The sequence below is a fragment of the Ruegeria sp. AH7 genome, from assembly GCF_056541325.1.
This window is the reverse complement of sequence record NZ_JBQFYF010000001.1, coordinates 572,840-599,483: the sequence shown is the minus strand read 5'-3', so window position 1 is coordinate 599,483 and position 26,644 is coordinate 572,840. Positions and strand designations below refer to the sequence as shown.

The window sequence follows — 26,644 nt, the reverse complement described above, 5'->3', positions numbered from 1 at the left end:
CATGAGCGCCAAGGATCGCCTGCCCCACGAAAAAGGCTTTCATATCAGCTGGGATCAGATTCACCGCGATTCCCGCGCTCTGGCCTGGCGGCTGGATGGGCAAGGCCCCGATGATGGATCCTGGCGCGCGGTTGTCGCGATCACCCGTGGCGGAATGGCCCCGGCCATGATCGTCAGCCGTGAGCTGGACATCCGCACCGTCGACACGATCAGCGTACGCTCCTACCACCATCAGGAACAGGGCGAGGCCGAGGTGCTCAAGGCCCCGGATGCCCCGTTGATGGGCGATGGCGAAGGCGTTCTCATCATCGACGATCTGGTCGACAGCGGCAAAACCCTGGATCTGGTGCGCCGGATGTTTCCCAAGGCGCATTTCGCGACGGTCTATGCCAAACCCAAGGGCCGCCCGATGGTCGACACGTTCATTACCGAGGTCAGCCAGGACACCTGGATCTTCTTCCCCTGGGATATGGCCTTGCAATATGTCGAACCCTATCGCGGCACGGACTAACTTCTTCTGTTCAGAAATACCTCGGAGCGCGAGGCAGAGCCTCGCACAAGCCCTGCTGGCACAGTCCAAGGACAAGACCCAATGACTCAAACCCGCACCAGCATCACCTTCCCTCCCCCGGTGATGGAGGCGCGCCGCTGGCTGAACGGGGTTACATTTTCGGATGACCAGCCGCTGATCAATGTCAGTCAGGCGGCCCCCGTCGATCCACCACCGCTGGCCATGCGTCAGGCCATGGCCGAGTTTGCGGTAGAGCAAGATAGCGCCCATCTCTATGGGCCCGTCTTGGGTAACAGTGATTTACGCGCGGAACTGGCTGATCAGATCAGCGCCCACTATGCCGCGACGGTTGCCGCGAACCAGGTTGCCATCACCTCGGGGTGCAATCAGGCGTTTTCGGCCGTCATCTCGGCGATCACGGATCAGGGGGACGAGGTCATCCTACCTACCCCATGGTACTTCAATCACAAAATGTGGCTGGACATGGCAGGCGTGTACGCTGTCGACTTGCCAACCGGCGCCGATCTTTTGCCCGACCCCGAACAGGCGCGTGCGCTGATCACCGACAATACCCGCGCTATTTCTTTAGTCACGCCCAACAATCCCGGCGGGGTCGAATACCCGGCGGAACTGCTTCGCGCCTTTTACGATCTGGCCCGAGAGGCTGGCATCTACCTGCTGGTCGACGAAACCTACCGCGATTTCGACAGCCGCAGCGGTCCGCCGCATGAGTTGTTCCAACAACCCGGCTGGGATCAGACGCTAGTGCATCTCTATTCTTTCTCGAAAGCCTACCGCCTGACCGGTCATCGCGTCGGAGCTATTGCGTCCAGTAACACCCTTCTCTCCGAAATCGAAAAGTTTCTGGATACGGTCGCGATTTGCCCCGGCCAGATCGGCCAATTTGCGGCCCTGTGGGGCATGCAGAACCTCGGCCAATGGTTGGCCGGGGAACGCGATGAAATCCTCGACCGGCGCGCCGCGATCGCCGATGGGATGCCAAAGCTGACCGCCAAGGGTTGGCGGCTGTTGGGCCTCGGCGCATATTTCGCCTATCTTGAACACCCGTTCGATATCGCCTCGGATGAACTTGCCCGCCGCCTCGTTCCAGAAGCTGGTATTCTCCTGCTGCCCGGTACGATGTTCATGCCCGCAGGCGATCCTGCCGGTCAGCGCCAGGTGCGCATCGCTTTCGCAAATCTGGATCGAGCTGGGATTGGCCAATTGTTCGACCGCTTGCAGGCAGTTTCCTTCTAAGCTTGCCCCCCGGCGGTGCCCGTCGTATTCAGGGCGGCGACCAACAGGGCAGAGACCTGCCAAAACACCAAGAGGACATCATGGCTGCAGGCAAGAACAGTCTTTCGAAAACCTTTGTCTGGATATTGATGGGCCTTTTGTTCGTCGGTCTGGCCGGTTTTGGCGCCACCAATCTCAGCGGCACCATCCGCACTGTTGCACAGGTGGGTGACGAAAGCGTCTCGGTCGATGCCTATGTACGTGAGCTGCAGCGCGAGATCCGTGCCGTTGAGGCCCAGACCGGACAATCTCTGCAAATGTCTCAGGCCCGAGAGCTGGGTTTGGAACAGCGCGCCTTGTCCCGCCTGACCGCCCTCGCCGCGTTGGACAACGAAGTCAGTCAGTTGGGCATTTCGATTGGCGACGAAAACCTGCAGGAAGAGATCGTTGCGATCCCGGCCTTTCAGGGCGTTGATGGAACCTTTGACCGCGAAGCCTATCGGTTCCAACTGGATCAACTGGGTATCTCGGATGCCGAATTCGAATCGGACCTGCGCAAGGAATCTTCGCGCACGATCCTGCAGGCAGCTGTGACCAGCGGCGTGGTCATGCCCGATACGCTGACACAAATGCTGGTCGATTATCTGGGCGCGCGGCGCAGCTTCACCATCGCGACCCTCGGGGTTGAGGCGCTGACGACGCCAGTTGCGGATCCAACCGATGAACAGGTTCTGGCGTTTTATGATGAAAACACCGATTTGTTCACCCTGCCCCGCACCAAACGACTGACCTTTGCGATCCTTTCGCCCGAGATGTTGATCGATACGGTCGAGGTTGACGAAGATACACTGCGCCGACTCTACGACCAGCGCGCGGCTGAATACCAACAACCCGAACGCCGGTTGGTCGAACGGCTGAACTTCCCCAGTGAAGAGGCTGCAAATGACGCAATGGCACAGCTTGAGGTCGGGGGTACCACATTCGAACAACTGGTGCGCGACCGCGAGCTTGAGTTGAGCGATATCGATCTGGGCGATGTCACCCGCGACGATCTGGGCGACGCTGCCGATGCCGTATTCGCGGCAGAACTGGATCAGGTTGTCGGACCTCTGCCTTCGGTCTTTGGCCCGGCTTTGTTCCGGATAAACGGCTCACTGGCCGCCAACAACGTTCCTTTTGAAGAGGCTGAACCAAGCTTGCGCGAAGAACAGGCTTCTGAGCGCGCGCGCCGCCTGATCGAAGCCCAATCTGAGGATATCAACGACCTACTGGCCGGTGGTGCCACGCTGGAAGAGTTGGCTGCTGAAACCGAGATGGTGCTGGATCAGATTGACTGGACCCGCGACAGCAGCGAACAGGTTGCTGCTTATGACGGGTTCCGCGTGGCCGCCGAAGCGGTGCAGGACGGTGACTTCCCAGAGATCGCGTTCCTTGAGGACGGATCGATCTTCGCGCTGCGTTTGGAAGAAGACCTGCCCCCGCGCCCCGAACCCTTGGATAGCGCACGCGACCGCGTCGCTGCAGCCTGGATTGCGGCCGAGACAAACGCGGCGCTTCAGGATCAGGCGGCCTCGGTCCTCTTGGATCTGGCCACCGATGGAGACTTCACCGCAACCGGCCTGCCGTTCCGCGTGGAAAACGCCCTGACCCGCACCGCATTTCTTGAGGATGTGCCCCCCAGCTTCATGGCAGACGTTTTCGAGATGGAGCCCGGCGAACTGCGCGTGGTCAGCGGCAATGGCGCCGCCTTGATCGTACGTCTGGACGAGATCCTGCCACCGGATGAAACTGACGAGTTGCGACAGCTGCAAGAGGCCCTCAGCGCTCAACTGGATCAGGCCCTGGCGCAGAACATCTTTGACGCCTATGTCCGCGACGCACAGACCCGCGCACGCCCTGTGCTCGATCAGCAAGCCCTGAACGCCGTGCAGGCGAGTTACTAAGAGACCATCATGGCACTGACACCCGATTTCGACACGTTCGCCCGCGCCTATGAGGCGGGTGAAAATCAGGTCGTTTACACGCGCCTTGCTGCTGACCTGGACACACCGGTGTCATTGATGCTGAAGCTGACCGGTGCGCAAAAAGATGCCTTTATGCTGGAATCCGTCACGGGCGGAGAGGTGCGCGGGCGTTATTCGATTGTTGGCATGAAGCCTGATCTGATCTGGCGCTGCCGGGGCGAAACATCCGAGTTGAACCGGTCCGCCCGGTTCGATCCCGAGGCGTTTGACCCGCAAACCGGCAACCCAATGGACAATCTACGCGCCTTGCTGGCCGAAAGCCGCATCGCGCTGCCCGATGATCTGCCGCAGGCCGCTGCAGGGCTGTTTGGCTATCTGGGCTACGACATGGTGCGTCTGGTCGAATATTTGCCGGACGTGAACCCTGATCCGTTGGGCCTTCCCGATGCGATCATGCTGCGCCCTTCGGTCGTGGCGGTTTTGGATGGCGTCAAAGGCGAAGTTACAGTGGTCTCTCCTGCATGGTCTAGCGACGGGCAATCGGCCAAAGCAGCCTATGCGCAGGCCGCCGAACGTGTGATGGACGCTGTCCGCGATCTGGAACGCGCCATGCCAGCGGAAACCCGCGATCTGGGTGACGCGTCCGAGGTGGCCCCGCCTGTGTCGAATTTCACCAAATCCGGCTATATGGAAGCGGTTGAAAAGGCCAAGGAATACATCCGAGCAGGCGACATCTTTCAGGTCGTCCCGGCACAGCGCTGGACACAGGATTTCCCGCTGCCGCCGTTCACGCTCTATCGGTCTTTGCGCCGCACCAACCCTTCGCCGTTCATGTTCTACTTCAACTTCGGTGGCTTTCAGGTCGTGGGCGCCAGCCCCGAGATTCTGGTGCGGGTCTTTGGCGACGAAGTCACCATTCGCCCTATCGCGGGCACCCGCCCACGCGGTGCAACGCCAGAAGAAGACAAAGCAAACGAGTTGGATTTGCTGGCCGACAAGAAGGAATTGGCCGAACATCTGATGCTGCTGGATTTGGGTCGCAACGATACAGGCCGTGTCGCCAAGATCGGCACTGTGCGGCCCACCGAAGAGTTCATCATCGAACGCTACAGCCACGTGATGCATATCGTGTCGAACGTGGTAGGTGAATTGGCCGAGGACAAAGACGCGTTGGATGCCTTCTTTGCTGGGATGCCTGCGGGTACAGTCTCGGGCGCGCCAAAAGTCCGTGCGATGGAGATTATCGACGAGTTGGAACCCGAAAAGCGCGGCGTTTATGGCGGCGGTGTCGGCTATTTCAGCGCGGGTGGTGACATGGATATGTGTATCGCCCTGCGCACGGCCATCGTGAAAGACCAAAAGCTCTACATTCAGGCAGGCGGTGGCGTGGTCTATGACAGTGACCCCGAGGCAGAGTTTATGGAAACGGTCCATAAATCAAACGCCATCCGGCGGGCAGCAGCAGATGCGGCACGGTTTACCTCAACAGGCAACAGCTAAACAGAAAAAGGGCGGCGATCCCGGATCAGCCGCCTTGTAGGCGTTTACTGAACCTCGCGCGTCATCACCGCAGAGATTGGCGCCATGGCGACCCGACTGGCGCGATCCTCAAGCCCCCAGAGCAGCAAGGCCGAGATCGTTTCAGGACGCACGCGACCCAGCATCACGACAGTGCCCTCCTGCCCGGCGCGGAAAACGGCCTGGTCCAGAAAGCGGCGCATGATCTTGGGGTCCTGACGGGCCCCGTCAATATCGCGGAATATAACGCTGGATGGGATGCCGTTGCGCGCGGCGATCTTCTGGACGGTATTGAGCCCGTTGTCTTGTGTGATCAACCCACGGCCTGTGACTCCTGCAATCTCGGCGACCTGATCGGCCAGTTTGCGATTGCCCTGAATGCCGGTTTCAACCCCTTCTAGAATTCCTACAGTTTCCGGCAGGGTTTCCAGCCAGACGGCCATCGAAACTTCGGCATCCTGTGCGCTGGCAGCCTCGGGTAGATCAGCCAGGGCCATCACCTCAAACCCGGCAGCGCGGTGGCGCGCCATTTTTTCGGCGGCGTTTGGATCAGACGGGCTGACGGCAAAGCTGATCGGATAGGGAAAGTCCTGCAAGGCCTCGGCCCCAAAGGACTGTTCATCATCGATCAGGATAATGGACATCAGCGGCTTGGATTCGGCATTTTCAAATGCGGCGGCGTAGGCTTCGATGGGTTTGCCCATAGGGATCAGCCCTGTGACATCACCTGTTTCATCAGCCGGTGGATCGTCGCGTTCGGTCAGCGGCACTACGCGCTTGCCGACGATCGTGCTGGTGCTGGTCTCGTTCTCTCCACCAATCTGAGGCAAGGCGGCAATACGCGGCAAGGTTCGGGGCAGCGTATCTTCGTCCCCTTCCACAGCAATTGGGCTATTTTCAAACGGGTTTTCTTCGGTGCTGTCTTCGGTCGAGCCTGGAACGTCGAGGCTTGGCACTGGTTCCAAAACCGCAACTTCTTCAGCTTCAGGCGCAGCGGGTGCCTCACCAATAACCTGTGGCTGCACCTCATCCTGAGGGGTTTCAGGCGCGGCTCCGGGCAGAGGCGGCGCAACAGGCGGGTTTGTCAGCACCGCAACCTCATCCGCTGTGTCGGGATCCGGCTGTTCGGGCTGTTGCCCCGGCCCGGTGATGTTTGGCTGGGCATCTGTCTCTTGCTCAAGGCCCGACAGATCGGCCACATCCTCTTCTTGGAAATCGGCAGCTTTTGGCCCAGCGGGTTGTGCATCGACCAGATCGGCGTCCGATCCGGTCTCGGTCACACTGGCCGAAGCCTCGGATGTGGTGACATCCTCGGGCTGTGGTGCCTCGGTTGCCACAACCGGTTTTTGGGTCAACGGTGCCTGCAACGACAAAACCGCACCCAAGATCAAAACAACGACCGCACCTGCGACCATTCCTCCGACAAATCCGCCCATGTCCAACGCCTTTCGCCTGTCTACTGCTACGCCCGTTCTTACGTCATCTTTTGCAACGCTTGGCCTGATGGCGCGTCTGGAACGGGTTGTCCTCTTGACGCTGCCGCCCAAGCCTGAGCATGTATGTTCCGACATTATACCGTGGCCGGGGGCTGTATCGCCAGCCTGAAATGCCCAAGCTAAGATAAGTGCCCAAATGCTGCTGCTGATCGACAACTACGATTCGTTTACTTACAACCTGGTGCATTATCTGGGCGAACTTGGGGCCGAAATGGTCATTCGCCGCAATGATGCGCTGGATGTGCAGGAAGCCATGGCGATGAATCCCGCCGGTATCCTGCTCAGCCCCGGCCCTTGCGACCCAGATCAAGCCGGTATTTGCCTGGCCCTGACCGAAGCCGCGGCCGAGACAAAAACACCACTGATGGGTGTGTGCTTGGGTCATCAGACCATCGGTCAGGTTTTCGGCGGCAAGGTCGTGCGTTGCCATGAGATCGTGCATGGCAAGATGGGCACGATGAAACACACGGGCAAAGGCGTCTTTGCGGGCCTGCCCTCACCCTTTGAGGCGACACGCTATCATTCGCTTATTGTTGAGCGTGAGAGCCTGCCCAATTGCCTTGAGATCACAGCAGAACTGGAAGACGGTACAATCATGGGGCTGCAACACAAGGAACTGCCCATTCATGGCGTGCAGTTCCACCCGGAATCTATCGCCTCCGAGCATGGCCACGCCCTGCTCAAGAACTTCCTGCAAGAACTGAAAGTCCCCGCATGAGCGACGCATTGAAACCGCTGATCGGTGCGTCTGCCGACCGGCCACTGACCCGCGCCGAGGCGGAACAGGCCTTTGGCATTCTGTTCGATGGCGAGGCCACGCCCAGCCAGATCGGTGGGCTGCTGATGGCCATGCGCACACGTGGCGAAACCGTGGACGAATACGCCGCCGCCGCCGCTGTGATGCGCGCCAAGTGTAACGCGGTCACCGCCCCGGCGGGCGCGATGGATATTGTGGGTACTGGAGGGGATGGCAAGGGAACACTGAATATCTCGACTGCGACGGCCTTTGTCGTGGCGGGGACCGGTGTCACCGTGGCCAAGCATGGCAACCGGAACCTCAGTTCGAAATCCGGCGCGGCAGATGCGCTGGGTCAGATGGGCATCAACGTGATGGTCGGCCCGCAAGTGGTTGAAAAAGCGCTGAATGAGGTGGGAATCTGTTTCATGATGGCCCCTATGCATCACCCTGCCATCGCTCATGTTATGCCGTCTCGACAAGAACTGGGAACGCGCACGATCTTCAATATTCTCGGCCCGCTGACCAATCCGGCGGGCGTCAAACGGCAACTAACGGGCGCCTTCTCTCGCGACTTGGTCCGGCCGATGGCTGAAACACTGGGCTTGCTGGGATCTGATCGTGCGTGGTTGGTCCATGGCTCGGACGGGACGGATGAGTTGACGATCACCGGTGTCAGCTGGGTCGCTGCCCTGGAAGACAACACCATAAAAGAGGTTGAACTGCACCCCGAAGACGCAGGCCTGCCCGTACATCCATTCGAAGAGATCGTTGGCGGCACCCCGGAAGAAAACGCTGCTGCCTTCGGCGCATTACTGGATGGTACGCCGTCGGCCTATCGTGATGCCGTTCTGCTGAACTCTGCCGCTGCTTTGGTCGTGGCTGAGGCCGCGAGCGATTTGCGCGAAGGCGTTGAAAAGGCAGCCGAAAGCATCGACAGTGGCAAAGCCAAAGAAAAGATCACCGCCCTTGCGCGGATCACACAGGAAGCCGCATGACCGAGACTGTTCTGGACAAAATCAAAGCCTATAAGCTGGAAGAGATCGAAGCGGACAAGGCACAAAAATCGCTGGTCGAGCTGGAAAGCGAAGCACGAGATGCGCCTGAGGTGCGTGGCTTTGCCGAGGCGCTGCACAACGCCTCGCGCACCGGCTACGGTTTGATTGCCGAGGTCAAAAAGGCCAGCCCCTCCAAAGGTTTGATCCGCCCGGATTTTGATCCGCCCGTTCTGGCTAAAGCCTATGAAGACGGCGGCGCAGCCTGTTTGTCGGTTCTGACCGACACACCCAGTTTTCAGGGTGCCAAAGAATATCTGACTGCTGCGCGCGCTGCTACCAATTTACCCGCTTTGCGCAAGGATTTCATGTACGATCCCTATCAGGTCATCGAAGCCCGCGCCTTGGGGGCTGACTGTATCCTGATTATCATGGCCTCGGTCGAAGATTCGCAGGCCGCCGAGTTGGAACAAACCGCGTTTGACTGGGATATGGACGTTCTGATCGAAGTTCACGACGAAGCCGAGCTTGACCGCGCGACGCAGTTGAAAAGCCCCCTGATCGGGATAAACAATCGCAATCTCAAGACCTTCGAGACCACTCTTGATACCACCCGGCGCCTGTCAAAACTGGTGCCAGGAGATCGAACGATTGTCTGCGAAAGCGGTCTGGGCGCGCCGGAAGATCTGGCCGATATCGCGCGATACGGTGCAAGGTGTTTCCTGATCGGCGAGAGCCTTATGCGGCAGGATGACGTCAGTGCGGCAACCCGCCATATCCTGTCAAACCCGCTGATCCCAGGGGTGATGTGATGCCGCTTACGCATTTTGATGCCGAAGGTCAGGCGCATATGGTCGATGTCTCGGACAAGGATGTCACCGACCGCGTTGCAGTGGCTGCCGCGTACATCAAGATGGCAGCAGAAACCTTTGATTTAATTTCAGAAGGCCGCGCCAAGAAAGGCGATGTTCTAGGCGTTGCGCGTCTTGCTGGGATCATGGGGGCCAAGAAAACGCCCGACCTGATCCCACTGTGCCACCCGCTACCCCTGACCAAGGTTGCAGTTGAACTGACGTTGGACCCTGATCTACCGGGTGTCCAAATCGAAGCCACCGTCAAAACCTCAGGCCAGACAGGTGTAGAGATGGAAGCGCTGACCGCGGTCTCGACCGCCGCGCTGACCGTCTACGACATGACCAAAGCCGTTGATAAGGCGATGGAGATCGGTGGCATTCGCGTTTTGCTGAAAGATGGTGGCAAATCAGGGCGTTACGAAGCACAATGATCACGGTCGAAGACGCCCGCGCCCTGCTGTTTGATCTGGTCACTCCGCTTCCTTCCGAACATGTGCCGATTGCCAAATCGGCGGGTCGCGTCCTGGCCGAAAACGTTGTCGCGACACGCGATCAGCCGCCTTTTGCCGCCTCATCGATGGACGGCTACGCAGTTAAGGCGGCGGAAGTGGAACTGCACGCCATGTTCAAGGTTGTCGGCGAGGCTGCCGCAGGCAATCGGTTCGATGGCAAAGTCGGCCCCGGACAAGCCGTTCGAATTTTCACTGGCGCGCCAGTGCCGGAAGGGGCTGACTTCATTGTCATACAGGAAGATGTGGACCGTCGCGGCGACCTGATCACCATCACCGACGCGCCCGGCCCCAAAACCAATATCCGCCCCGCTGGGGTGGACTTTGCCAAAGGCACCACAATCGCGGCACCGCGCTTGATCCGGCCCGAGGATGTGGCGCTTATGGCCGCTATGAACATCCCCCAGGTCCCGGTTGCGCGGAAACCGCAGATCGCCCTGATCTCAACCGGGGACGAATTGGTGATGCCGGGTGAGACCCCGGGCCCAGATCAGATCATTGCCTCGAACACGTTCGGCCTGCAGGCGCTGCTCGAAGGGGTTGGCTCTCATGTCCGTGTTCTGCCCATCGCACGGGACACGGTCTCTTCATTGGAAACCGCGTTTGGACTGGCGGAAGGGGCCGATCTGGTGGTCACCATCGGCGGTGCTTCGGTCGGAGACTATGATCTGGTTTCCGAGGTATCCGAGGCGCAGGGGATGGAGCGGTCCTTCTACAAAATCCGGATGCGCCCCGGAAAACCGCTGATGGCTGGACGGATGGGCGATGCCGCGATGGTTGGCCTGCCGGGGAACCCTGTCAGCGCAATGGTGTGCGGCTATCTGTTCCTGATTCCGATGGTACGACGGATGTTGGGGCTCGATACAGTCGTCACGCCCTTCCAGCGAGCGGTTTTGGCCGAAGCGCTGCCTGCAAATGGGCCACGTGAACACTATATGCGTGCAATTCTCGACGATAACGGCATCCGCGCCTGCGCCGACCAGGACAGTTCTCTGCTAAGTGTTTTAGCCGAAGCCAACGCTTTGATCATGCGTCCGCCCGAAGACCCGGAGCGCGCTGTTGGGGCCGAAATCCAGTATCTGCCGATATAGAACATCTTCAAATTCATTGACACAAAACGTGAACATGCGTAGAACAAAAGAAAACGCATGAGCGACGAGGTGTGAGCGATGCTGACCAAGAAGCAGTTGGATTTGCTGGAATTCATCCACAAACGCGTACAGCGGGATGGCGTTCCGCCCAGTTTTGACGAAATGAAGGCCGCGTTGGATCTGCGATCCAAATCCGGCATCCACCGATTGATCACAGCGCTGGAAGAGCGGGGCTTTATCCGCCGTCTGGCGCATCGAGCCCGTGCAATTGAGATCGTGAAGCTACCCGAAAGCCTTGGGGGCGAACCCACGACCGGATTTACCCCTCGGGTCATCGAAGGCGACAAGCCCGAAGGCCCGCGCCCTGCGAATTTCGAACCGGTCTCGGTTGATGCGCTGGAATTGCCTGTCATGGGCCGGATCGCTGCTGGTGTACCGATTGCGGCCATCAGCCATGAATCGCATCGTGTGGCCGTGCCCGGCCCGATGGTTTCCGGGCAAGGATCGCACTACGCTTTAGAAGTGCAAGGCGACTCGATGATCGACGCTGGTATCAATGACGGTGATGTTGTCATCATCCGGGAAACGTCGACCGCAGACAATGGCGACATCGTGGTTGCACTGGTCGAGGATCAGGAGGCGACGCTGAAACGCTTCTTCCGTCGTGGCAACGCCATCGCGCTTGAAGCCGCAAACCCGGCCTATGAAACGCGCGTTCTGCCTGAAGACAAAGTTAAGGTTCAGGGGCGTCTGGTCGGGTTGATCCGCAGCTACTGATCACCAGACTTGCCACGGTCCCCGGTAGATTTCGGGGACCAGAGACGGTGTCCCGTCAGATCGGCACTGGTGATCACTTTACCACCCGAGATGGACAGGCTGCCTGTGTGGTACAGCCGATCCGGGTCAAACACCCCGCAATCACCCTGGATGGTCAACTCTACTGCCGAGACGACAATCTGGTTCGCGTTGCATTCCGTAAATCCGCGTGCAGCCCGTTTGCCTGTTATGTGAACAACCTCGGCCCCCTGCACGGCAATACGCTGGATCAGATCGGCCTCGCCCGGCCAGCGCCCGGCCGCCTGCCCCTGATCCTGCCCGTCGCCGTCATTCTCCAGCCAGACGGTTGCGACAAAGCCGCTGCCTTTCTTCTTGCTCAGCGCCCGGCCCTCTTCTGTCATGACACCAACTAGGCCGCCGGATTCTGCAATCAAAACCTCGGGGCGATGGTCTGATGTCCACAGCAGGAACGCCGCTGCCACCGGGCCAAGGCCCACCCAGCGCATCCGCCCCTGCCAGAGCGCCAGCCAAAGCCCACCAAGGGCAATGGCAGGCAACACGAACCAAGGCGGGCTGACCACGTAGCCTTGCGCCCTCTCAAGGCCCGAGACCCAATCGGCAACCAACAAAATCCAGCTCAGCCCAATCCCCATGACCTCGAGTGCGATCCACTCCAAACCAAACGGCGCCAGCAACGCAGCAACCACGGCAGACGGTACAACAACCGTCCCCATCACGGGCACGGACAAAAGATTTGCCAAAAGCCCGTAATGCGACATGGTGTTGAAATGCGCCGCCCCAATCGGGGCGGTGGCAAGACCTGCTATGGCGGAAGACAACAGCACACCCAGAACGGGCCTTAGCCATTTCGGACCCGGTGTTGGGCCATAATCGCGCAACGTGCCAAATACAGCTACCAGCGCGGTCGTGGCAGCAAACGACATCTGAAAACCGGGGCTGAGCAATGTCTCAGGGCGCAAGATCAACACGATCAGCGCAGCCACCGCCACCGCCCGCAACGAAATCGCCCGGCGGTCGATCAGAATGGCCCCGAACATGACGCTGACCATGATAAACGCCCGCTCGGTCGCCACATTGCCCCCCGACAGCATCAGGTAGATAACTGCAGCCACAAGAGCCCATCCGGCGGCCAGTTTCCGGACCGGCAGTCGCAGCGCCAGGATCGGGATCATCGACAACCCGATCCGGCAGGCCACGAAGACAAATCCGGTCAGCAGCCCCATATGCAGGCCGGAGATCGCCAGCAAATGCGCAAGGTTCGATGCCCGCAGCGCGTCCAGCGACGCCTGACCCATGCCGCTGCGATCTCCGGTCGTGACCGCAGCGGCAAACCCGCCGACCTCACCCGGCAGGAGACTGCGCACATGGCCCGAGATCGCCATCCGGATCGCCGTGATCCGAACGCCATCCAGCGCATCCTGTGGCGGGGCGATCGTGAGGACCGGAACACGTGTGTATCCGACCGCGCCCAAGCGTTGAAACCAGGCATGGCGTCGGAAATCGAACCCTCCGGGCTCGACCGGGCCCTGTGGTGGTGACAGATGGGCCGTGGTCATGATCCGTTGCCCAGGTGCGATACGTCCAATGTCGGAATGGATGGAAAGGCGGATGCGCTGCGGTCGCCGGTCGTTTGGTACGTCCCCTAGTCGCACCTGATCCAGCGTCAGTCGCAGCGCATCCGAGGCAGACCGGTCCATGGCCACCACGCGCCCCTCAACTGGGCCGTAGTAACGCCATGACAGAACCGGTTCTGCCACCATATGGGCGCGCGTGCCGGCCAGCACAAAGCCCACCGCAACCAGCGCCCCCCCGACTGCCAACGATCCCCAACCCGAAGGAAGCACTCGGGTCAGCCAGATCAGCCCCAGACCTATGCAGCCAAGGCCGAAATAGGCCGTCCAATCCGGCTCGAACCGAAGTCCGAAATAGAGGCCGATCCCAACCGCAAGGCACACCGGCGACCAGGGAAATAGGAACCCCGTCTGGTTCAGCAGCGTGGCCTGGGCCCGTGCAAGAACACGCATGGTTGCCCCCGTCCTTCGGGCTCGTTAGACAGGCGCCAAACTAAGCCCGACACGGTTACCAAAAGGTTAATCCACACAATGTCCGATCAGGTTGTCACCCGTTTCGCCCCCTCGCCCACCGGCTTTCTTCATATCGGCGGCGCACGCACTGCGCTGTTCAACTGGCTTTATGCGCGCGGCCGTGGCGGCAAGTTCCTGCTGCGAATCGAGGACACCGATCGCGAGCGTTCGACTCCTGAGGCAACCGCCGCGATCCTGCAGGGCATGGCCTGGCTGGGGCTGGATCATGATGGCGATGTGATCTCTCAGTTCGAAGGGGCTGCACGCCACGCAGAGGTGGCGCATCAATTGCTGGCCGAAGGCAAGGCGTATAAGTGTTTCTCAACCCAGGACGAAATCGCTGCTTTTCGCGAGCAGGCCCGGGCCGAGGGCAAATCAACCCTGTTCCGCAGTCCCTGGCGCGATGCCGACCCTGCAACCCACCCGAATGCGCCCTTTGTGATCCGAATAAAGGCCCCGCAGGACGGCTCCACGGTAATCCGCGATCAGGTGCAAGGCGATGTGACGATCCGCAATGATCAATTGGACGACATGGTCCTGCTGCGTTCTGACGGCACGCCAGTCTATATGCTGGCCGTTGTGGTGGACGATCACGATATGGGCGTTACCCATGTTATTCGCGGCGACGACCATCTGAACAATGCCGCGCGTCAGATGATGATCTACCAGGCCATGGGCTGGAAAATCCCCGTTTGGGCGCATATCCCGCTGATCCACGGGCAGGACGGCAAGAAACTGTCCAAACGCCACGGTGCGTTGGGTGCGCAGGAGTATCAGACGATGGGTTATCCCGCTGCCGGTATGCGCAACTATCTGGCGCGTCTGGGATGGAGCCACGGGGATGACGAGTTTTTCACCGACGCGCAAGCTAAAGAGTGGTTTGATCTGGACGGCATAGGCAAAAGCCCGGCGCGTTTCGATCTGAAAAAACTGGAAAATCTGTGTGGGCAGCACATTGCGATCTCTGACGATACTGCACTGCGGCATGAGATCGAAGGGTATCTGGCCGCTGCTGCGCTGCCCGCTCTCACTCAGACACAATCGGGTGATCTTGAACGGGCAATGTTTTGTTTGAAGGATCGCGCACGGACCTTCCCGGAACTCCTTGAAAAGGCGTATTTTGTTCTGACTGAACGCCCTATCGTTCCAGATGAGAAGGCGGCCAAGGCGCTCACAAATGTATCCGATGGTATACTGGAAGAATTGACGCCGCAGCTGCAAAATGTTAGCTGGTCGCGAAACGAGCTGGAAGAGGCGCTGAATTCCTTTGCCGAGGCACGGGAACTCAAGTTCGGCAAGCTGGCAGGTCCGCTCAGGGCCATTCTGGCAGGCCGGGCCGTCACACCTTCGGTTTTTGACATGATGCTTGTGCTGGGACGCGATGAAACCCTGGCGCGGCTTTCTGAGGCAGCGACATAAACCCAATCTTCATAAACGGGTAACGCTGCTCCGCTAACACCCGGACTGCGCGCCCGCGCGCAGTCATTGCCCGCATGGTTCGGCGACGATCCGGCCTGCGCACGAATGAAGAAGGGACAATTATGACTGATAGCAGCAAAACAGCCACTCTGACCGTACATGGAAAAGAGTATGAGTTGCCGGTTCACTCACCGACGGCCGGGCCTGACGTTGTCGATATCCGCAAATTGTACGGTCAGGCAGGTGTATTCACCTATGATCCGGGCTTTACCTCAACCGCAAGCTGCGACAGCACCATCACCTATATCGATGGCGAAAAAGGTGAGCTGCTGCACCGGGGCTATCCGATCGACCAACTGGCCGAGAAATCCCATTTCCTCGAAGTGTGCTACCTGCTGCTTTATGGAGAGCTGCCGAGCGCCAAAGACCTGGAAACCTTCGAGACCACGATCACGCGCCACACCATGCTGCACGAACAGATGCTGTATTTCTATCGTGGCTTCCGCCGTGACGCGCATCCGATGGCGATTATGGTGGGTGTTGTTGGCGCCATGTCGGCCTTCTACCACGACTCGACCGATATTTCGGACCCGCACCAGCGTGAGGTCGCATCGCATCGTCTGATCGCCAAGATGCCGACGATTGCGGCCTGGGCCTACAAGTACCATATCGGTCAGCCCTTCGTGTATCCACGTAACGATCTGGATTACGCATCGAACTTCCTGCGCATGTGCTTTGCTGTTCCGGCTGAAGAGTATGAGGTCAACCCGATCCTGAGCCGCGCGATGGACCGTATCTTTACCTTGCACGCGGATCACGAGCAGAACGCCTCGACCTCGACCGTGCGTCTGGCCTCGTCGTCGGGTGCTAACCCGTTCGCTTGTATTGCGGCCGGGATCGCCTGCCTGTGGGGGCCGGCGCATGGGGGTGCGAACCAAGCCTGTCTGGAAATGCTGGAAGAGATCGGCAGCGTCGATCGCATCCCAGAATACATCGCCCGCGCCAAGGACAAGAACGATCCGTTCCGCCTGATGGGTTTTGGCCACCGCGTCTACAAGAACTTTGACCCGCGCGCCAAGGTGATGAAGCAGTCGGCGGATGAAGTTCTGGATCTGCTCGGTGTTGAAAACAACCCGAAACTGCAGGTTGCCAAAGAGCTTGAGAAAGAAGCTCTGCAAGACCCGTATTTTGCCGAGAAGAAGCTGTTCCCGAATGTCGATTTCTACTCGGGCATCATTCTCGAGGCGATGGGCTTCCCAACATCAATGTTCACGCCGATCTTTGCGTTGTCGCGCACCGTTGGTTGGGTCAGCCAGTGGAAAGAGATGATCGCCGATCCACAGAACAAGATCGGTCGCCCGCGCCAGTTGTATCTGGGTGAGACGAACCGCAACTACGTGGATATCGAAAAGCGCTAAGCATCAGACCCAAGCAACGCCCCGGATCATCCGGGGCGTTTTGTTTTAGAGCAGGCTCAGCTGATCGCCTGCCTGCGGTGGCTTGGAAAATAGGTCCGTCCGCAAAGGGGCCCCTTCTATGCGCAACCCCAATCGTTTGACCGCCAGTTTGAACCTTTGCGCGACTACCTCGGCATATTCGCCCTCGCCCCGCATCCTATGGCCCCAACGCGGATCATATTCCCGCCCACCATGCATTTCACGCAGGCGCGACATGACCTTTTCCGCGCGCGCCGGTTCATGTTGCGCCAGCCAATCCTTCCACAGCACCGACACTTCGCGCGGCAGACGTAGCATGATCCAACTGGCGGTATCAGCCCCGGCATCCCGTCCCGCCTCAAGCAGCTGTTCCAGTTCATGATCGGTTAACCCGGGAATAAGTGGAGAGGTCATGACCCGCACCGGAACCCCTGCCCCGGTCAGCCGTTCTATCGTCTGCAAACGCCGCTTGGGCGATGGGGCCCGAGGTTCCATCCGGCGCGACAGTTTCGCATCCAGCGTCGTCAGCGATATGCCGACACGCACCAATCCACGCACGGCCATCGGCGCCAAAACATCCAGATCGCGCTCGATCAGCGCTCCTTTGGTCACAATCGCTAACGGATGGTTGAAATCTCGCAAAACCTCAAGGCAGCCTCTTGTTATCAAACGGGTTTTCTCGATGGGTTGATATGGGTCGGTATTCGTACCCAGCGCCATTGTTGCCACGCGATATTTGCGCGCGGAAAGCTCTTGCCGCAGCAGATCAGCCGCGTTCGGGCGCGCAATCAGGCGGGTTTCGAAATCCAGCCCCGGAGACAGTCCAAGATAGGCATGGCTTGGCCGGGCAAAGCAATAGACACAGCCATGCTCACACCCGCGATACGGGTTGATCGACCGGTCAAAAGGCAAATCCGGGGACCGGTTATAGGAAATGATACTGCGTGCAACCTCCTCCCGAACTTCGGTGCGAAGCGGCGGAAGATCGTCATGCTGAGGCCATCCGTCGTCGGTTTCCAACGTTGTAAAACGTTCGAAGCGCCCGGCAACATTTGATGCCGTTCCTCGCCCCCGTATCCTGGATTGATCGACCATTTGTTCGCTCTTTGTTCCCATCTCGACGATACGCAAAGAGCGCAGATCCATCAAGAGCGCTTGAATAGTGCCGTGGCCAATTATCGAGATGAATTTGCCTAACAATCTGAACATTATGCAGAATGATCTTGCAGAAAATTCAGTCGCCCTGTGCAAATTTCTATCTTATAGGTCGGTCCCGAAACGACTGAGGTCGCAATCGTCACAGTCAAACTGCGGCGTTTTGGCCAAAACGGAAAAAATGCCATCTTGGTGCCATTGGCCCACACAGCTCAGGGAAACGCCCCATGTCTGATGAAGAAGATATCGTCCTGTCCGAACTGAATGACGATGAACTTGTCGAACAGATGTTCGATGATCTTTATGACGGCCTAAAAGAAGAAATCGAAGAAGGTGTGAACATCCTGCTGGAACGCGGATGGGCGCCGTACGATATTCTGACCAAAGCGCTTGTTGGCGGCATGACCATCGTGGGACATGACTTCCGCGACGGTATTCTCTTCGTACCCGAAGTTCTTCTGGCGGCGAACGCTATGAAGGGCGGCATGTTTATCCTCAAGCCGCTGCTTGCCGAAACCGGTGCGCCGCGCGTTGGCAAAATGGTCATCGGCACCGTCAAAGGTGACATCCACGACATCGGCAAAAACCTTGTTTCGATGATGATGGAAGGCGCAGGTTTCGAAGTTGTCGATATCGGCATCAACAACCCGGTCGAAAACTATCTGGAAGCGCTGGAAAGCGAAGAGCCCGATATTCTGGGCATGTCCGCCCTGCTGACCACAACCATGCCTTACATGAAAGTCGTGATCGACACATTGGTCGAGCAAGGCGTGCGTGATGACTATATCGTTCTGGTCGGCGGCGCGCCGTTGAACGAAGAATTCGGCAAGGCCATTGGCGCTGATGCCTACTGCCGTGATGCGGCTGTTGCTGTTGAAACCGCCAAGGAGTTTGTTTCGCGCAAGCACAATCAGATGGCGGGTTGATCCGGCAAAGCAATCCAAAACAAAGCCGCCCGATCTTGGGCGGCTTTTTTATGCGCGGCAGTGGCACGTCCCTGGTCTGTCATCAGTTTGTGCAGCAAACGCGTCGGTGGCCATAGGCAGAAAGTCGGCACCAGACTTGCCTTCCTGTACGAAAGATCATTCTTTTATCCAGAAGCTGACGGGTTCAAAGCCATGCCACAGAACACTTTACCTGACGATGCAAGCCTGACCACCGATGGATATTCCGAGAACGATGGCCAGCAGCAGATATTGCTGATCGCGTGCGGGGCTCTGGCGCGTGAGATTCTGGACCTGAAAAAACGCAACGGCTGGGACCATATGGCCCTGACCTGTTTGCCCGCGATCCTGCATATTCACCCGGACCGCATCACTCAGGCAGTCGAAGATGCGGTGGCAAAACACCGCAATGACTATCACCAGATCTTTGTCGTCTACGCAGATTGCGGCACCGGAGGGCTGTTGCAAAAAGCCTGCGAAGAGCTTGGGGTCGAGATGATCAAAGGTCCTCATTGTTACTCGTTTTTTGAAGGTAATCAGACCTTTGCTGATCGCGACGATGATGAAACAACGGCCTTTTACCTGACGGACTTTCTGGCCCGGCAGTTCGACGCCTTTGTCTGGAAACCGCTGGGCCTGGACCGTCACCCAGAACTACGCGATATGTATTTCGGAAACTACACCAAACTGGTTTATCAGGCTCAGACGGATGATCCGGTCCTCACCGAACGCGCCCGGGCATGCGCCGAGAAAATGGGGTTGGCGTTCGAGCGTCGCATGACCGGTTATGGCGATCTTGAAGTCACGCTAAATGACTGGGCCAACCGCTAAGGGAGGTTATCAGAGGTTTTGTTGTGCGACTTCTCGGATGCGCTCGATCATCGATCGCAAACCGTTTGAACGTTGTGCAGACAAGTGATCATGCAGGCCAAGACGGGCCAACTCACCCCCTGCATCCACCTTCACCACCTCGGCCACAGGCAAACCGTTATACAAGGATCGCAATACCGCGATCAGTCCCCGCACGATCAAGGCGTCGCTGTCGCCATCAAAATGGAACGTGCCATCCTCGATCATTGGTTGCAGCCAGACCTGACTGGCGCATCCATCCACCTTGGTCGATGGCACCTTGAAGGCGTCATCCAACGGTTCCATCGCTTTGCCCTGTTCAATCACATGGCGATATCGGTCTTCCCAGTCTTCGAGAAACTCAAAATCCTCAACGATTTCTTCAAAGGCGGGCGTTGCCATGGCGGGGCGATCCTTGCGTTGTCTTCACAATTGTGACCTAAGCTCAGGCATCATCGCTGTCCAGCCCCTGCCGTGGCTTTTCAAGGCGTGGAAATTGCGCTAACCCATTGGCTGAACTGCCATCATAAAGCTGTGGGTCCATGCTGAAACCTCTGTCCCTACTTGTCGTCGTCTCACTGACCCTGTCCGCCTGCGGCTGGCGGGATTCGCGGGTCAACCCGTCAAACTGGTTCGGCGGTAGCAGATCGACCCCGGTTGAAGCCCCTCCTGCCGATGAGGCAAATGCACTGATTCCGCAGGAGCGTCAGGGTGGTGGCCTGTTCGCCCGCCCCGAAGAAGAAGATACCAGCGTTCCTATTGCTAAGGTTGATGAGCTTCGTATCGAACCGATCCCGTCTGGCGCCATCGTCTATGCCTCAGGCACGGCGATCCGGCAGGGTGCGTTTGATGCGCGGTTGGTCCGGGTGGAGTCGGAAGAGAACCAGAAGAACGGCATCTTGGAATACACCTTCCGCGTCGACTATCCCAAAACCCAGACACCGCAAGGGTCTGAGCGGACGCGTATGGTGTCGGATGCAATCAATGTCTCGACTCAGGAGTTGGATGGCATTCGCCTGGTGCGTGTGGTCGGACAGCAAAACGCATTGGAGTCGCGCCGGCGCTAACCGTGCCTAAAGCGAGACAACTTTGACATTTTGCCCTTTGGCGGCCAGCGCGATCTTACCTTCGCAAAGTTTCAGTGCATCCTCACCAAAAACTTCAAAGCGCCATCCGGACATGGCGGGCAATTCACGCTCGCCCGCCGCGATCTGATCCAGTTCCGAACTTGTTGCGATCAGCTTGGCCGCCACCCCAGAGCTTTCGGTCTTCGATTTCAAGAGCACGCGCAACAGGTCAGCCAGCGCCGGGTTAACCTTGAGTTTGTCCCGCGAGGTATCGACTTTGGGCAACCTGTCCGCCGGGCAATTCACGCCTCGTTTCACCGCGGCCAGAATTCCGTCGGCAATCGCACCTTTGCGCGCTTCGCGTAGCAACAGGCGAGAGCCACCCAAATCAGAGGGTGTTTTGGGCTTGGTCGAGGCCAACTCAATCAGGGCATCATCCTTGAACACCCGATTGCGCGGCACGTTGTTTTCCTGCGCATACGCCTCGCGGAATTGCGCCAACTCTCGCACAACGGCCAGAAACTTGGCCGAATTGGTGCGCGTCTTAACCCGTTTCCAGGCATCTTCGGGCTGTATGTCATAGGTCTGCGACTGAGTCAGGGTGCGCAACTCTTCCGCGACCCAGTGGCTGCGCCGGGTCTTTTCAAGTTCCGCCGCCAGATGTTCATAGATTTTGCGCAGATGCGTGACATCCGCCAGGGCATAAGTTTTTTGCGCATCCGTCAGCGGCCGCCGCGACCAATCGGTAAAGCGAGACGTCTTGTCGACACCCTGTTTGCAAATTTTGCGCACAAGGGTTTCGTACCCCACCTGTTCGCCAAAACCGCAGACCATCGCGGCAACCTGCGTGTCAAACAAGGGTGTTGGGAAGACGTTGGCCTCGACCCAGAAAATCTCAAGATCCTGCCGAGCGGCGTGGAACACTTTGACCACGCTGTCGTTGCGAAACAAGTCGTAAAGCGGCTCAAGCGACAGACCATCTGCCAATGGGTCGACCAGAACGGCGCTGTCCTCATCTTCTGACGGCACGGCCAGCTGCACCAGGCACAGTTTCGAGTAATAGGTCCGTTCGCGCAGAAACTCGGTGTCTACTGTGACATAGGGATAGCCTGCAGCAGCCGAGCAAAACTCGGCCAGCTCTTGCGTCGTCGTCAGGGTTTTCATGCGCCGTACTATTCTTGCTCTTGTTCTTTATGTGACTGCCCGTTTTTCCGCGTCCCGAGCGATAGATGCGACCATAGGACGAATTTTAGGGATCTGTAAATCACTCAGGGGCGATCAGGGCAGCATAAGGGGTGAACTGTTGCCATCCGCGAAACGACGCAGCACTGCGGGGTATAATTTGTGCTCCCACACCAATACCCGTGCAGCCAGATCATCGGGCGTATCGCCCGGCGAAACCTCAACCCGCGCCTGACCAAGGATCGGGCCGTCATCCAAAGCGGCGGTCACCTCATGCACGGTGCAACCATGCTCGGCATCCCCCGCATCAATAGCGCGCGCATGGGTATTCAGGCCCTTGTATTTAGGCAGCAGCGACGGATGGATGTTCAGCATCCGCCCCTGAAAGCGTGAGACAAAATCAGCCGTCAGAACCCTCATGAACCCTGCCAGGCACACGATATCTGGCTGCGCCTGTTCCAGTGGTTTCAGAAGCTCGGCCTCAAAGGCGGCACGATCGCCCTTGAAGGGGCGATGGTCCACTACGGCGGTTGCAATGCCACGATCCCGGGCCTTCGTTAAACCGCCCGCCTGCGCCTCATTGGACAAGACCAGACAGGGCCGCGCCGGGTGGTCGCCGGTCATGCTGTCGACCAGCGACACCATGTTGGACCCGCCACCGGAGATCAGGATCGCAACGCGCTTGTGGCTCACAGCAGTTTGCCTGAATAGGCCACGCCTTCTGCGTCGGTGACAGTGCCGATGCGCGAGACGTCCTCACCCGCATCCGCCAACAAAGTTGACAGCGCGTCTGCTTGGTCGGCCGCGCAAACCACGATCATGCCAATGCCGCAGTTAAAGGTCTTCAGCATCTCAGCTTCAGAAATCCCGCCGGTTTCAGCCATCCAGTTGAAAACCTGCGGCATATCCCATGCATTCAGATCAATCTGGGCCCCTAAACCTTCGGGCAAGACGCGCGGCAGGTTCTCGGTCAAGCCACCGCCTGTGATATGGGCCAGCGCATGCACGCCCCCTGCCCTAATCGCAGCCAGTGCTGGTTTTACATAAAGGCGCGTCGGCGTCAGCAGTGCCTCACCCAACGCACCTCCACCAAAGGGTGAGTCTGCGTCCCAACCCAAACCCGAAATCTCAACCAGTTTGCGGACCAGAGAGTAGCCGTTGGAATGCACCCCATTCGAGGCCAGCCCCAACAGAACATCTCCGGCCTGGACACCATCGGGCAGATCAGCGCCCCGTTCCATCGCACCGACCGAGAAGCCGGCCAGATCGAAATCACCATCGGGATACATGCCTGGCATCTCGGCGGTTTCGCCACCGATCAGCGCGCAACCTGACTGCGCGCAACCTTCGGCAATCCCTTCGATGATCCTTGCAGCAGTATCCGTGTCTAGCTTGCCGGTTGCGAAATAGTCGAGGAAGAACAAAGGCTCAGCGCCCTGACAGATCAGATCGTTGACGCACATGGCGACCAAATCGATGCCAACGCCATCGACAACACCGGTATCAATCGCGATCCGCAGCTTGGTGCCGACACCGTCAGTCGCGCCGACCAAGATGGGGTCGTCATAGCCCGCTGCCTTTAGATCAAACAGCGCGCCAAACCCGCCCAGACCGCTCATCACACCGGGGCGGTTCGTCCGCTTGGCGGCGGGCTTAATCCGATCGACCAGAGCGTTGCCTGCATCAATATCCACACCTGCATCAGCATAGGTGATTCCGTTCTTGCCCGCTGTCATGGTAGGTCCCTCAAGAATGCGTTGCGGGCGGGTTAGTCGATTGTGCGTCTTGTTGCAACGGTCAGGCTTGACGCGGGCGTTCACCGTGATACTCAAAGCGCTCAGGCGGGCCTGTAGCTCAATTGGTTAGAGCAGAGCGCTCATAACGCTTTGGTTGCGGGTTCAAGTCCTGCCGGGCCTACCAGATTTCCCAATTCGCCTGTTGACGCGTCGATCCGGCATTCTGGCTGAGAAGCTGCCGCGCACAGCTTTTGATGGACAAAACCTTTGCCGCATGGCACCTGAGGCGCGGCGAAGACAAGAGCGTGCGATGACCGAGAAAACCTTTATCCCCGGCCCCGATCAAAGCAGCGATTTTCGCGCGGCTTTGGGTTGTTTTGGGACCGGTGTTACGGTTGTGACCACGCATACGGAAAACGGCCCCCGTGCGATCACCGTGAACTCTTTTGCATCCGTGTCGCTGGATCCGCCTTTGGTGCTGTGGTGTCTGGCCAAAGACTCGTTTCGCTTCAACGCGTTCAATTCCTGCCAGCACTATGCGATCCACGTCATGGCGCAGGAACAACAGGACGCCGCGCTAAAATTCGCCCGCGACGGCACCGATTTCTCACATGCCAAGTGGGAGTTGGACGCAGCAGGTCGCCCGCAGCTGGCCGAATGTCTGGCTAGGTTCGACTGCGAGCTGCACACCAAACATGAAGCCGGGGATCACCTGATCCTTGTGGGTCAGGTCGAACAGGTGATGTTCCGCACTGGCAAAGGACTGATCTTCAAACGCGGTCAGTTCGGTGGTTTTGTCGACAACGTCTAGTCGTCAAGCGAGCCATGCACGGCCAGCGCCTCTAACTGTGTTTCTTGCGGTGTGATCACCCGAAACGCTTCATGCACGCCGCTTTCCGTCAGCTCACGTGCGACAGTTAACAGCGTATTGGGCGCGTGATCCTGGCAAAGCTCCGACATATGATCGATTTCCGATTGCGCCACGCCGTGTGCCGCTTCGACTGAAGGCGCACCGTAGAACTGCACGAAATGCTCGGCTAGATTCTGAATGATCTGATCTTTTTCTGCCGCTTCAATCTGGGTCACCGCGACAAAGGTCACTCGTCCGAAGGTTTCCAGCCCCAACCAACCATTGGCAAAAGCTTGTCGGGATTTCCCTTCAAGATCGCCCTGCCCCCAGTTCGAAAACTCGAACCCGCCCGAGATGCACCATTCCCCGGTCCGCGCAGGGGAATGAAACACGTTCATATCGCTTTCATCGAAATGGATCGCGCGGGCGAGTTTCATTGGTTTGCCTCCAATAGCTCTGTCAGCGGGCGCAGGTGGGTCTCTTCACCATTCCGGATCAACATGCCAAATCGTTCATCCGTACCTAGGAAGACGCCCCCATCGGTGAGAGGCTCCCCCACTCCGCGCAAAAGGCCCAGCCATTCGCCATGCAACGGCGCGTTGCCATCCTCTTGCCAGCGGTTGAGCCAGGTCAGCATGTGCCGTGACCAGCTTTCCACCAGTTGAGTCGCAGACACGTCGGCGCAACCTTCGTCGTAAAGCGCGGTGATATCAGGCGTGTTTCCGGGCGCATCACTGGTTTGCAGCAGTGCCAGCTCCCATCCGATCACCAGCCAGTCAGGCATCTGAGCGGGATCGGAGGACGAGGCTGCAACGTGGAACTGTCCACATTTTGCGCCGTTCACGCAAATCAGTCCGTCCCATCCCAGATGCACAGCCACTTCGGGCGGGGCCAGCGCGCCCAAAGCGTTCTGAAACCCCACCGCACACAGCGGCAACATCGCCATCGCGTCTTGCAATGGCACTTCGGGCGCGAACACGACAGCCACGCGCAGGCGGTCAGCCTGAACGTTGTGGATCACCGTGCCCGCATCACAGCCCAAAGCCGCCATGGCCTGCGCTTTTTCGAACGGATCCTCGCCCCCCTTCGCGGCGAGACCTGTCAGCAGCGGAGGGAAGACCGGAACACTCATGCGTTGCCTTTGGCAATCAGGTCACGGGCAATCTTGCGGAAAGAATCTGCCTGAGCGCTGTCAGGTTTGCTGACGACAATCGGCGCGCCGCCATCTGCGGCCAGTCGGATGTCCAGATGCAGCGGGATTTCCCCAAGCAGCGGAACGCCTAGGCCCTCGGCCTCTGACGCGACGCCACCATGGCCGAAGATATGCTCCTCATGCCCGCAGTTCGAACAGATGTGCGTCGACATGTTTTCGATCATCCCCAGGATCGGCGTCTTGAGCTGATTGAACATGTCGATCCCTTTGCGGGCGTCGATCAGGGCTACGTCCTGAGGGGTCGATACAACGATCGCGCCGTCCACCTGGAATTTCTGGCTCAGCGTCAGTTGCACGTCGCCGGTGCCGGGTGGCAGGTCAACGATCAGCACATCCAAGGCACCCCATTGCACCTGACTCATCATCTGTTGCAATGCGCCCATCAGCATGGGACCCCGCCAGACAACTGCTTGGCCTTCGTTGGTCATCAGACCCATGGACATCATGGTGACGCCATGATTGCGTAGCGGCAGGATCGTCTTACCATCGGGGCTGGCCGGGCGTCCCGACACGCCCAGCATCCGAGGCTGAGACGGGCCATAGACATCCGCATCCAGCAGACCCACCCGCCGGCCTTCGGCAGCCAGAGCACAGGCGAGGTTCGCGGATACGGTGGATTTACCCACCCCGCCCTTACCCGAGGCCACGGCGATGATCCGATCCACACCGGGGACTGCCTGCGGACCGGTTTGCGAAGGTTTGGGCTTGGGCTTCAAATCCGGCGGGGCCTTATCGGAATGCGCGGTCATCATGGCTGAGACCTTGGCGACCCCATCCACCATCTGTGCGGCCTGTTCGGCTGCCGCGCGCACGGGTTCCATACGCTCAGCATGTTTGGGATCGATCTCGATGACAAACCGGACGGTATCGCCTTCGACATTCAGTGCACGGACAACCCCTGCGCTGACAATATCCTGACCGGAGACCGGGTCAGTGATCTTTTTCAGGTTCGCCAGAACCGCGTCACGGACACTCATGCCTTCATCCCCAAAACCTGCTCC

The 26,644-nt window shown here is 58.7% G+C and carries 26 protein-coding genes and 1 tRNA gene; 17 read left to right on the top strand and 10 right to left on the bottom strand.

Annotated features, from left to right (window positions below; all coding sequences use genetic code 11):
• Position 1 precedes the first annotated feature (1 nt).
• The 4 genes from gpt to trpE all read left to right on the top strand — a co-directional run bounded on the left by gpt (position 2) and on the right by trpE (position 5,211).
• The gene (gpt, locus tag ACR0JX_RS03035) at positions 2-511 is read left to right on the top strand and encodes a xanthine phosphoribosyltransferase (protein WP_353007750.1); all 510 of its coding nucleotides are present in this window, start codon (positions 2-4) and stop codon (positions 509-511) included.
• Between the two features lie 81 nt (positions 512-592).
• A complete protein-coding gene (locus ACR0JX_RS03030; protein ID WP_480541280.1) occupies positions 593-1,768 on the top strand; it encodes an aminotransferase in 1,176 nt (391 codons plus the stop codon).
• 80 nt (positions 1,769-1,848) lie between these two features.
• On the top strand, positions 1,849-3,690 hold the full coding sequence (locus ACR0JX_RS03025; RefSeq protein WP_480541278.1) for a peptidyl-prolyl cis-trans isomerase: 1,842 nt from the start codon (positions 1,849-1,851) through the stop codon (positions 3,688-3,690).
• Between the two features lie 9 nt (positions 3,691-3,699).
• Complete coding sequence (gene trpE, locus ACR0JX_RS03020) at positions 3,700-5,211, top strand: anthranilate synthase component I (RefSeq protein WP_480541277.1); 1,512 nt, start codon at positions 3,700-3,702, stop codon at positions 5,209-5,211.
• Positions 5,212-5,255: 44 nt separating this feature from the next.
• On the opposite strand, the gene ACR0JX_RS03015 is transcribed toward trpE, so the two are convergent.
• Entirely contained in the window at positions 5,256-6,665 is a 1,410-nt protein-coding gene (locus tag ACR0JX_RS03015; RefSeq protein ID WP_480541275.1) for a divergent polysaccharide deacetylase family protein, read from the bottom strand.
• Positions 6,666-6,861: 196 nt separating this feature from the next.
• Here ACR0JX_RS03015 and ACR0JX_RS03010 point away from each other — a divergent pair, with 196 nt between their 5' ends.
• From ACR0JX_RS03010 to lexA, 6 genes are all read left to right on the top strand, one after another.
• Positions 6,862-7,443: an anthranilate synthase component II gene (locus ACR0JX_RS03010; RefSeq protein WP_480541274.1), complete on the top strand. Its 582-nt coding sequence runs from the start codon at positions 6,862-6,864 to the stop codon at positions 7,441-7,443.
• Positions 7,440-8,459: an anthranilate phosphoribosyltransferase gene (gene trpD / locus ACR0JX_RS03005; RefSeq protein WP_480541272.1), complete on the top strand. Its 1,020-nt coding sequence runs from the start codon at positions 7,440-7,442 to the stop codon at positions 8,457-8,459. The genes ACR0JX_RS03010 and trpD overlap by 4 nt, the downstream gene beginning before the upstream one ends.
• Positions 8,456-9,268, top strand: a complete 813-nt coding sequence (trpC, locus tag ACR0JX_RS03000) for an indole-3-glycerol phosphate synthase TrpC (RefSeq protein ID WP_480541270.1) — start codon at positions 8,456-8,458, stop codon at positions 9,266-9,268. The genes trpD and trpC overlap by 4 nt, the downstream gene beginning before the upstream one ends.
• Positions 9,268-9,741: a cyclic pyranopterin monophosphate synthase MoaC gene (gene moaC / locus ACR0JX_RS02995; RefSeq protein WP_480541267.1), complete on the top strand. Its 474-nt coding sequence runs from the start codon at positions 9,268-9,270 to the stop codon at positions 9,739-9,741. The genes trpC and moaC overlap by 1 nt, the downstream gene beginning before the upstream one ends.
• Positions 9,738-10,910, top strand: a complete 1,173-nt coding sequence (locus tag ACR0JX_RS02990) for a molybdopterin molybdotransferase MoeA (RefSeq protein ID WP_480541266.1) — start codon at positions 9,738-9,740, stop codon at positions 10,908-10,910. Before moaC ends, ACR0JX_RS02990 begins: the two co-directional genes overlap by 4 nt.
• A gap of 78 nt (positions 10,911-10,988) precedes the next feature.
• Positions 10,989-11,687, top strand: coding sequence for a transcriptional repressor LexA (gene lexA, locus ACR0JX_RS02985; protein ID WP_170532872.1), 699 nt, complete (start codon positions 10,989-10,991; stop codon positions 11,685-11,687).
• On the opposite strand, the gene ACR0JX_RS02980 is transcribed toward lexA, so the two are convergent.
• On the bottom strand, positions 11,681-13,732 hold the full coding sequence (locus tag ACR0JX_RS02980) for a ComEC/Rec2 family competence protein (RefSeq protein ID WP_480541264.1): 2,052 nt from the start codon (positions 13,730-13,732) through the stop codon (positions 11,681-11,683). The two genes, lexA and ACR0JX_RS02980, sit on opposite strands and share 7 nt — an antisense overlap.
• A gap of 78 nt (positions 13,733-13,810) precedes the next feature.
• Here ACR0JX_RS02980 and gltX point away from each other — a divergent pair, with 78 nt between their 5' ends.
• Complete coding sequence (gene gltX, locus ACR0JX_RS02975; protein WP_480541262.1) at positions 13,811-15,211, top strand: glutamate--tRNA ligase; 1,401 nt, start codon at positions 13,811-13,813, stop codon at positions 15,209-15,211.
• A gap of 122 nt (positions 15,212-15,333) precedes the next feature.
• Positions 15,334-16,629, top strand: a complete 1,296-nt coding sequence (gene gltA / locus ACR0JX_RS02970; protein ID WP_480541260.1) for a citrate synthase — start codon at positions 15,334-15,336, stop codon at positions 16,627-16,629.
• A 45-nt stretch (positions 16,630-16,674) separates the two neighbouring features.
• Here gltA and ACR0JX_RS02965 read toward each other — a convergent pair whose 3' ends face one another.
• On the bottom strand, positions 16,675-17,742 hold the full coding sequence (locus tag ACR0JX_RS02965; RefSeq protein ID WP_480541745.1) for a PA0069 family radical SAM protein: 1,068 nt from the start codon (positions 17,740-17,742) through the stop codon (positions 16,675-16,677).
• Between the two features lie 287 nt (positions 17,743-18,029).
• Here ACR0JX_RS02965 and ACR0JX_RS02960 point away from each other — a divergent pair, with 287 nt between their 5' ends.
• Positions 18,030-18,728, top strand: coding sequence for a corrinoid protein (locus ACR0JX_RS02960; protein ID WP_480541258.1), 699 nt, complete (start codon positions 18,030-18,032; stop codon positions 18,726-18,728).
• A 192-nt stretch (positions 18,729-18,920) separates the two neighbouring features.
• A complete protein-coding gene (locus ACR0JX_RS02955) occupies positions 18,921-19,577 on the top strand; it encodes a DUF1638 domain-containing protein (RefSeq protein ID WP_480541256.1) in 657 nt (218 codons plus the stop codon).
• Between the two features lie 9 nt (positions 19,578-19,586).
• On the opposite strand, the gene ACR0JX_RS02950 is transcribed toward ACR0JX_RS02955, so the two are convergent.
• Positions 19,587-19,997 (bottom strand): SufE family protein, encoded by a 411-nt coding sequence (locus tag ACR0JX_RS02950; protein ID WP_480541254.1) that lies wholly within the window; start codon positions 19,995-19,997, stop codon positions 19,587-19,589.
• A 140-nt stretch (positions 19,998-20,137) separates the two neighbouring features.
• Here ACR0JX_RS02950 and ACR0JX_RS02945 point away from each other — a divergent pair, with 140 nt between their 5' ends.
• On the top strand, positions 20,138-20,662 hold the full coding sequence (locus ACR0JX_RS02945) for a hypothetical protein (RefSeq protein ID WP_480541253.1): 525 nt from the start codon (positions 20,138-20,140) through the stop codon (positions 20,660-20,662).
• 6 nt (positions 20,663-20,668) lie between these two features.
• On the opposite strand, the gene rnd is transcribed toward ACR0JX_RS02945, so the two are convergent.
• From rnd to purM, 3 genes are all read right to left on the bottom strand, one after another.
• A complete protein-coding gene (gene rnd, locus ACR0JX_RS02940; protein WP_480541251.1) occupies positions 20,669-21,826 on the bottom strand; it encodes a ribonuclease D in 1,158 nt (385 codons plus the stop codon).
• A 114-nt stretch (positions 21,827-21,940) separates the two neighbouring features.
• Positions 21,941-22,537: a phosphoribosylglycinamide formyltransferase gene (gene purN, locus ACR0JX_RS02935; RefSeq protein ID WP_353007774.1), complete on the bottom strand. Its 597-nt coding sequence runs from the start codon at positions 22,535-22,537 to the stop codon at positions 21,941-21,943.
• Complete coding sequence (gene purM, locus ACR0JX_RS02930; RefSeq protein ID WP_480541249.1) at positions 22,534-23,580, bottom strand: phosphoribosylformylglycinamidine cyclo-ligase; 1,047 nt, start codon at positions 23,578-23,580, stop codon at positions 22,534-22,536. Before purM ends, purN begins: the two co-directional genes overlap by 4 nt.
• A gap of 107 nt (positions 23,581-23,687) precedes the next feature.
• On the opposite strand from purM, the gene ACR0JX_RS02925 reads away from it, so the two are divergent.
• Positions 23,688-23,764 (top strand) — tRNA-Ile (locus ACR0JX_RS02925).
• A 126-nt stretch (positions 23,765-23,890) separates the two neighbouring features.
• On the top strand, positions 23,891-24,391 hold the full coding sequence (locus ACR0JX_RS02920; RefSeq protein ID WP_480541247.1) for a flavin reductase family protein: 501 nt from the start codon (positions 23,891-23,893) through the stop codon (positions 24,389-24,391).
• Here ACR0JX_RS02920 and ACR0JX_RS02915 read toward each other — a convergent pair.
• Genes ACR0JX_RS02915 through ACR0JX_RS02905 form a run of 3 tightly spaced genes read right to left on the bottom strand, consistent with a single transcriptional unit; the run spans position 24,388 to position 26,620 of the window.
• Complete coding sequence (locus ACR0JX_RS02915; protein ID WP_480541245.1) at positions 24,388-24,867, bottom strand: DUF6505 family protein; 480 nt, start codon at positions 24,865-24,867, stop codon at positions 24,388-24,390. The two genes, ACR0JX_RS02920 and ACR0JX_RS02915, sit on opposite strands and share 4 nt — an antisense overlap.
• On the bottom strand, positions 24,864-25,562 hold the full coding sequence (locus ACR0JX_RS02910; protein ID WP_480541243.1) for a biotin/lipoate--protein ligase family protein: 699 nt from the start codon (positions 25,560-25,562) through the stop codon (positions 24,864-24,866). Before ACR0JX_RS02910 ends, ACR0JX_RS02915 begins: the two co-directional genes overlap by 4 nt.
• Positions 25,559-26,620: an Mrp/NBP35 family ATP-binding protein gene (locus ACR0JX_RS02905; RefSeq protein WP_353007783.1), complete on the bottom strand. Its 1,062-nt coding sequence runs from the start codon at positions 26,618-26,620 to the stop codon at positions 25,559-25,561. Before ACR0JX_RS02905 ends, ACR0JX_RS02910 begins: the two co-directional genes overlap by 4 nt.
• Positions 26,621-26,644: the final 24 nt, after the last annotated feature.

Bases quoted from the DNA above. Each gene is read 5' to 3' on its own strand.
- ACR0JX_RS02980 (WP_480541264.1), bottom strand. From the start codon at position 13,732: ATGCGTGTTCTTGCACGGGCCCAGGCCACGCTGCTGAACCAGACGGGG.
- ACR0JX_RS03010 (WP_480541274.1), top strand. From the start codon at position 6,862: ATGCTGCTGCTGATCGACAACTACGATTCGTTTACTTACAACCTGGTG.
- trpE (WP_480541277.1), top strand. From the start codon at position 3,700: ATGGCACTGACACCCGATTTCGACACGTTCGCCCGCGCCTATGAGGCG.
- ACR0JX_RS02960 (WP_480541258.1), top strand. From the start codon at position 18,030: ATGTCTGATGAAGAAGATATCGTCCTGTCCGAACTGAATGACGATGAA.
- ACR0JX_RS02945 (WP_480541253.1), top strand. From the start codon at position 20,138: ATGCTGAAACCTCTGTCCCTACTTGTCGTCGTCTCACTGACCCTGTCC.
- trpD (WP_480541272.1), top strand. From the start codon at position 7,440: ATGAGCGACGCATTGAAACCGCTGATCGGTGCGTCTGCCGACCGGCCA.
- ACR0JX_RS02965 (WP_480541745.1), bottom strand. From the start codon at position 17,742: ATGGTCGATCAATCCAGGATACGGGGGCGAGGAACGGCATCAAATGTT.
- ACR0JX_RS02920 (WP_480541247.1), top strand. From the start codon at position 23,891: ATGACCGAGAAAACCTTTATCCCCGGCCCCGATCAAAGCAGCGATTTT.
- gltA (WP_480541260.1), top strand. From the start codon at position 15,334: ATGACTGATAGCAGCAAAACAGCCACTCTGACCGTACATGGAAAAGAG.
- moaC (WP_480541267.1), top strand. From the start codon at position 9,268: ATGCCGCTTACGCATTTTGATGCCGAAGGTCAGGCGCATATGGTCGAT.
- ACR0JX_RS03030 (WP_480541280.1), top strand. From the start codon at position 593: ATGACTCAAACCCGCACCAGCATCACCTTCCCTCCCCCGGTGATGGAG.
- lexA (WP_170532872.1), top strand. From the start codon at position 10,989: ATGCTGACCAAGAAGCAGTTGGATTTGCTGGAATTCATCCACAAACGC.
- ACR0JX_RS02915 (WP_480541245.1), bottom strand. From the start codon at position 24,867: ATGAAACTCGCCCGCGCGATCCATTTCGATGAAAGCGATATGAACGTG.
- ACR0JX_RS02950 (WP_480541254.1), bottom strand. From the start codon at position 19,997: ATGGCAACGCCCGCCTTTGAAGAAATCGTTGAGGATTTTGAGTTTCTC.
- ACR0JX_RS02990 (WP_480541266.1), top strand. From the start codon at position 9,738: ATGATCACGGTCGAAGACGCCCGCGCCCTGCTGTTTGATCTGGTCACT.
- purM (WP_480541249.1), bottom strand. From the start codon at position 23,580: ATGACAGCGGGCAAGAACGGAATCACCTATGCTGATGCAGGTGTGGAT.
- ACR0JX_RS03015 (WP_480541275.1), bottom strand. From the start codon at position 6,665: ATGGGCGGATTTGTCGGAGGAATGGTCGCAGGTGCGGTCGTTGTTTTG.
- ACR0JX_RS02905 (WP_353007783.1), bottom strand. From the start codon at position 26,620: ATGAGTGTCCGTGACGCGGTTCTGGCGAACCTGAAAAAGATCACTGAC.
- ACR0JX_RS02955 (WP_480541256.1), top strand. From the start codon at position 18,921: ATGCCACAGAACACTTTACCTGACGATGCAAGCCTGACCACCGATGGA.
- rnd (WP_480541251.1), bottom strand. From the start codon at position 21,826: ATGAAAACCCTGACGACGACGCAAGAGCTGGCCGAGTTTTGCTCGGCT.
- gltX (WP_480541262.1), top strand. From the start codon at position 13,811: ATGTCCGATCAGGTTGTCACCCGTTTCGCCCCCTCGCCCACCGGCTTT.
- ACR0JX_RS02910 (WP_480541243.1), bottom strand. From the start codon at position 25,562: ATGAGTGTTCCGGTCTTCCCTCCGCTGCTGACAGGTCTCGCCGCGAAG.
- gpt (WP_353007750.1), top strand. From the start codon at position 2: ATGAGCGCCAAGGATCGCCTGCCCCACGAAAAAGGCTTTCATATCAGC.
- ACR0JX_RS03025 (WP_480541278.1), top strand. From the start codon at position 1,849: ATGGCTGCAGGCAAGAACAGTCTTTCGAAAACCTTTGTCTGGATATTG.
- trpC (WP_480541270.1), top strand. From the start codon at position 8,456: ATGACCGAGACTGTTCTGGACAAAATCAAAGCCTATAAGCTGGAAGAG.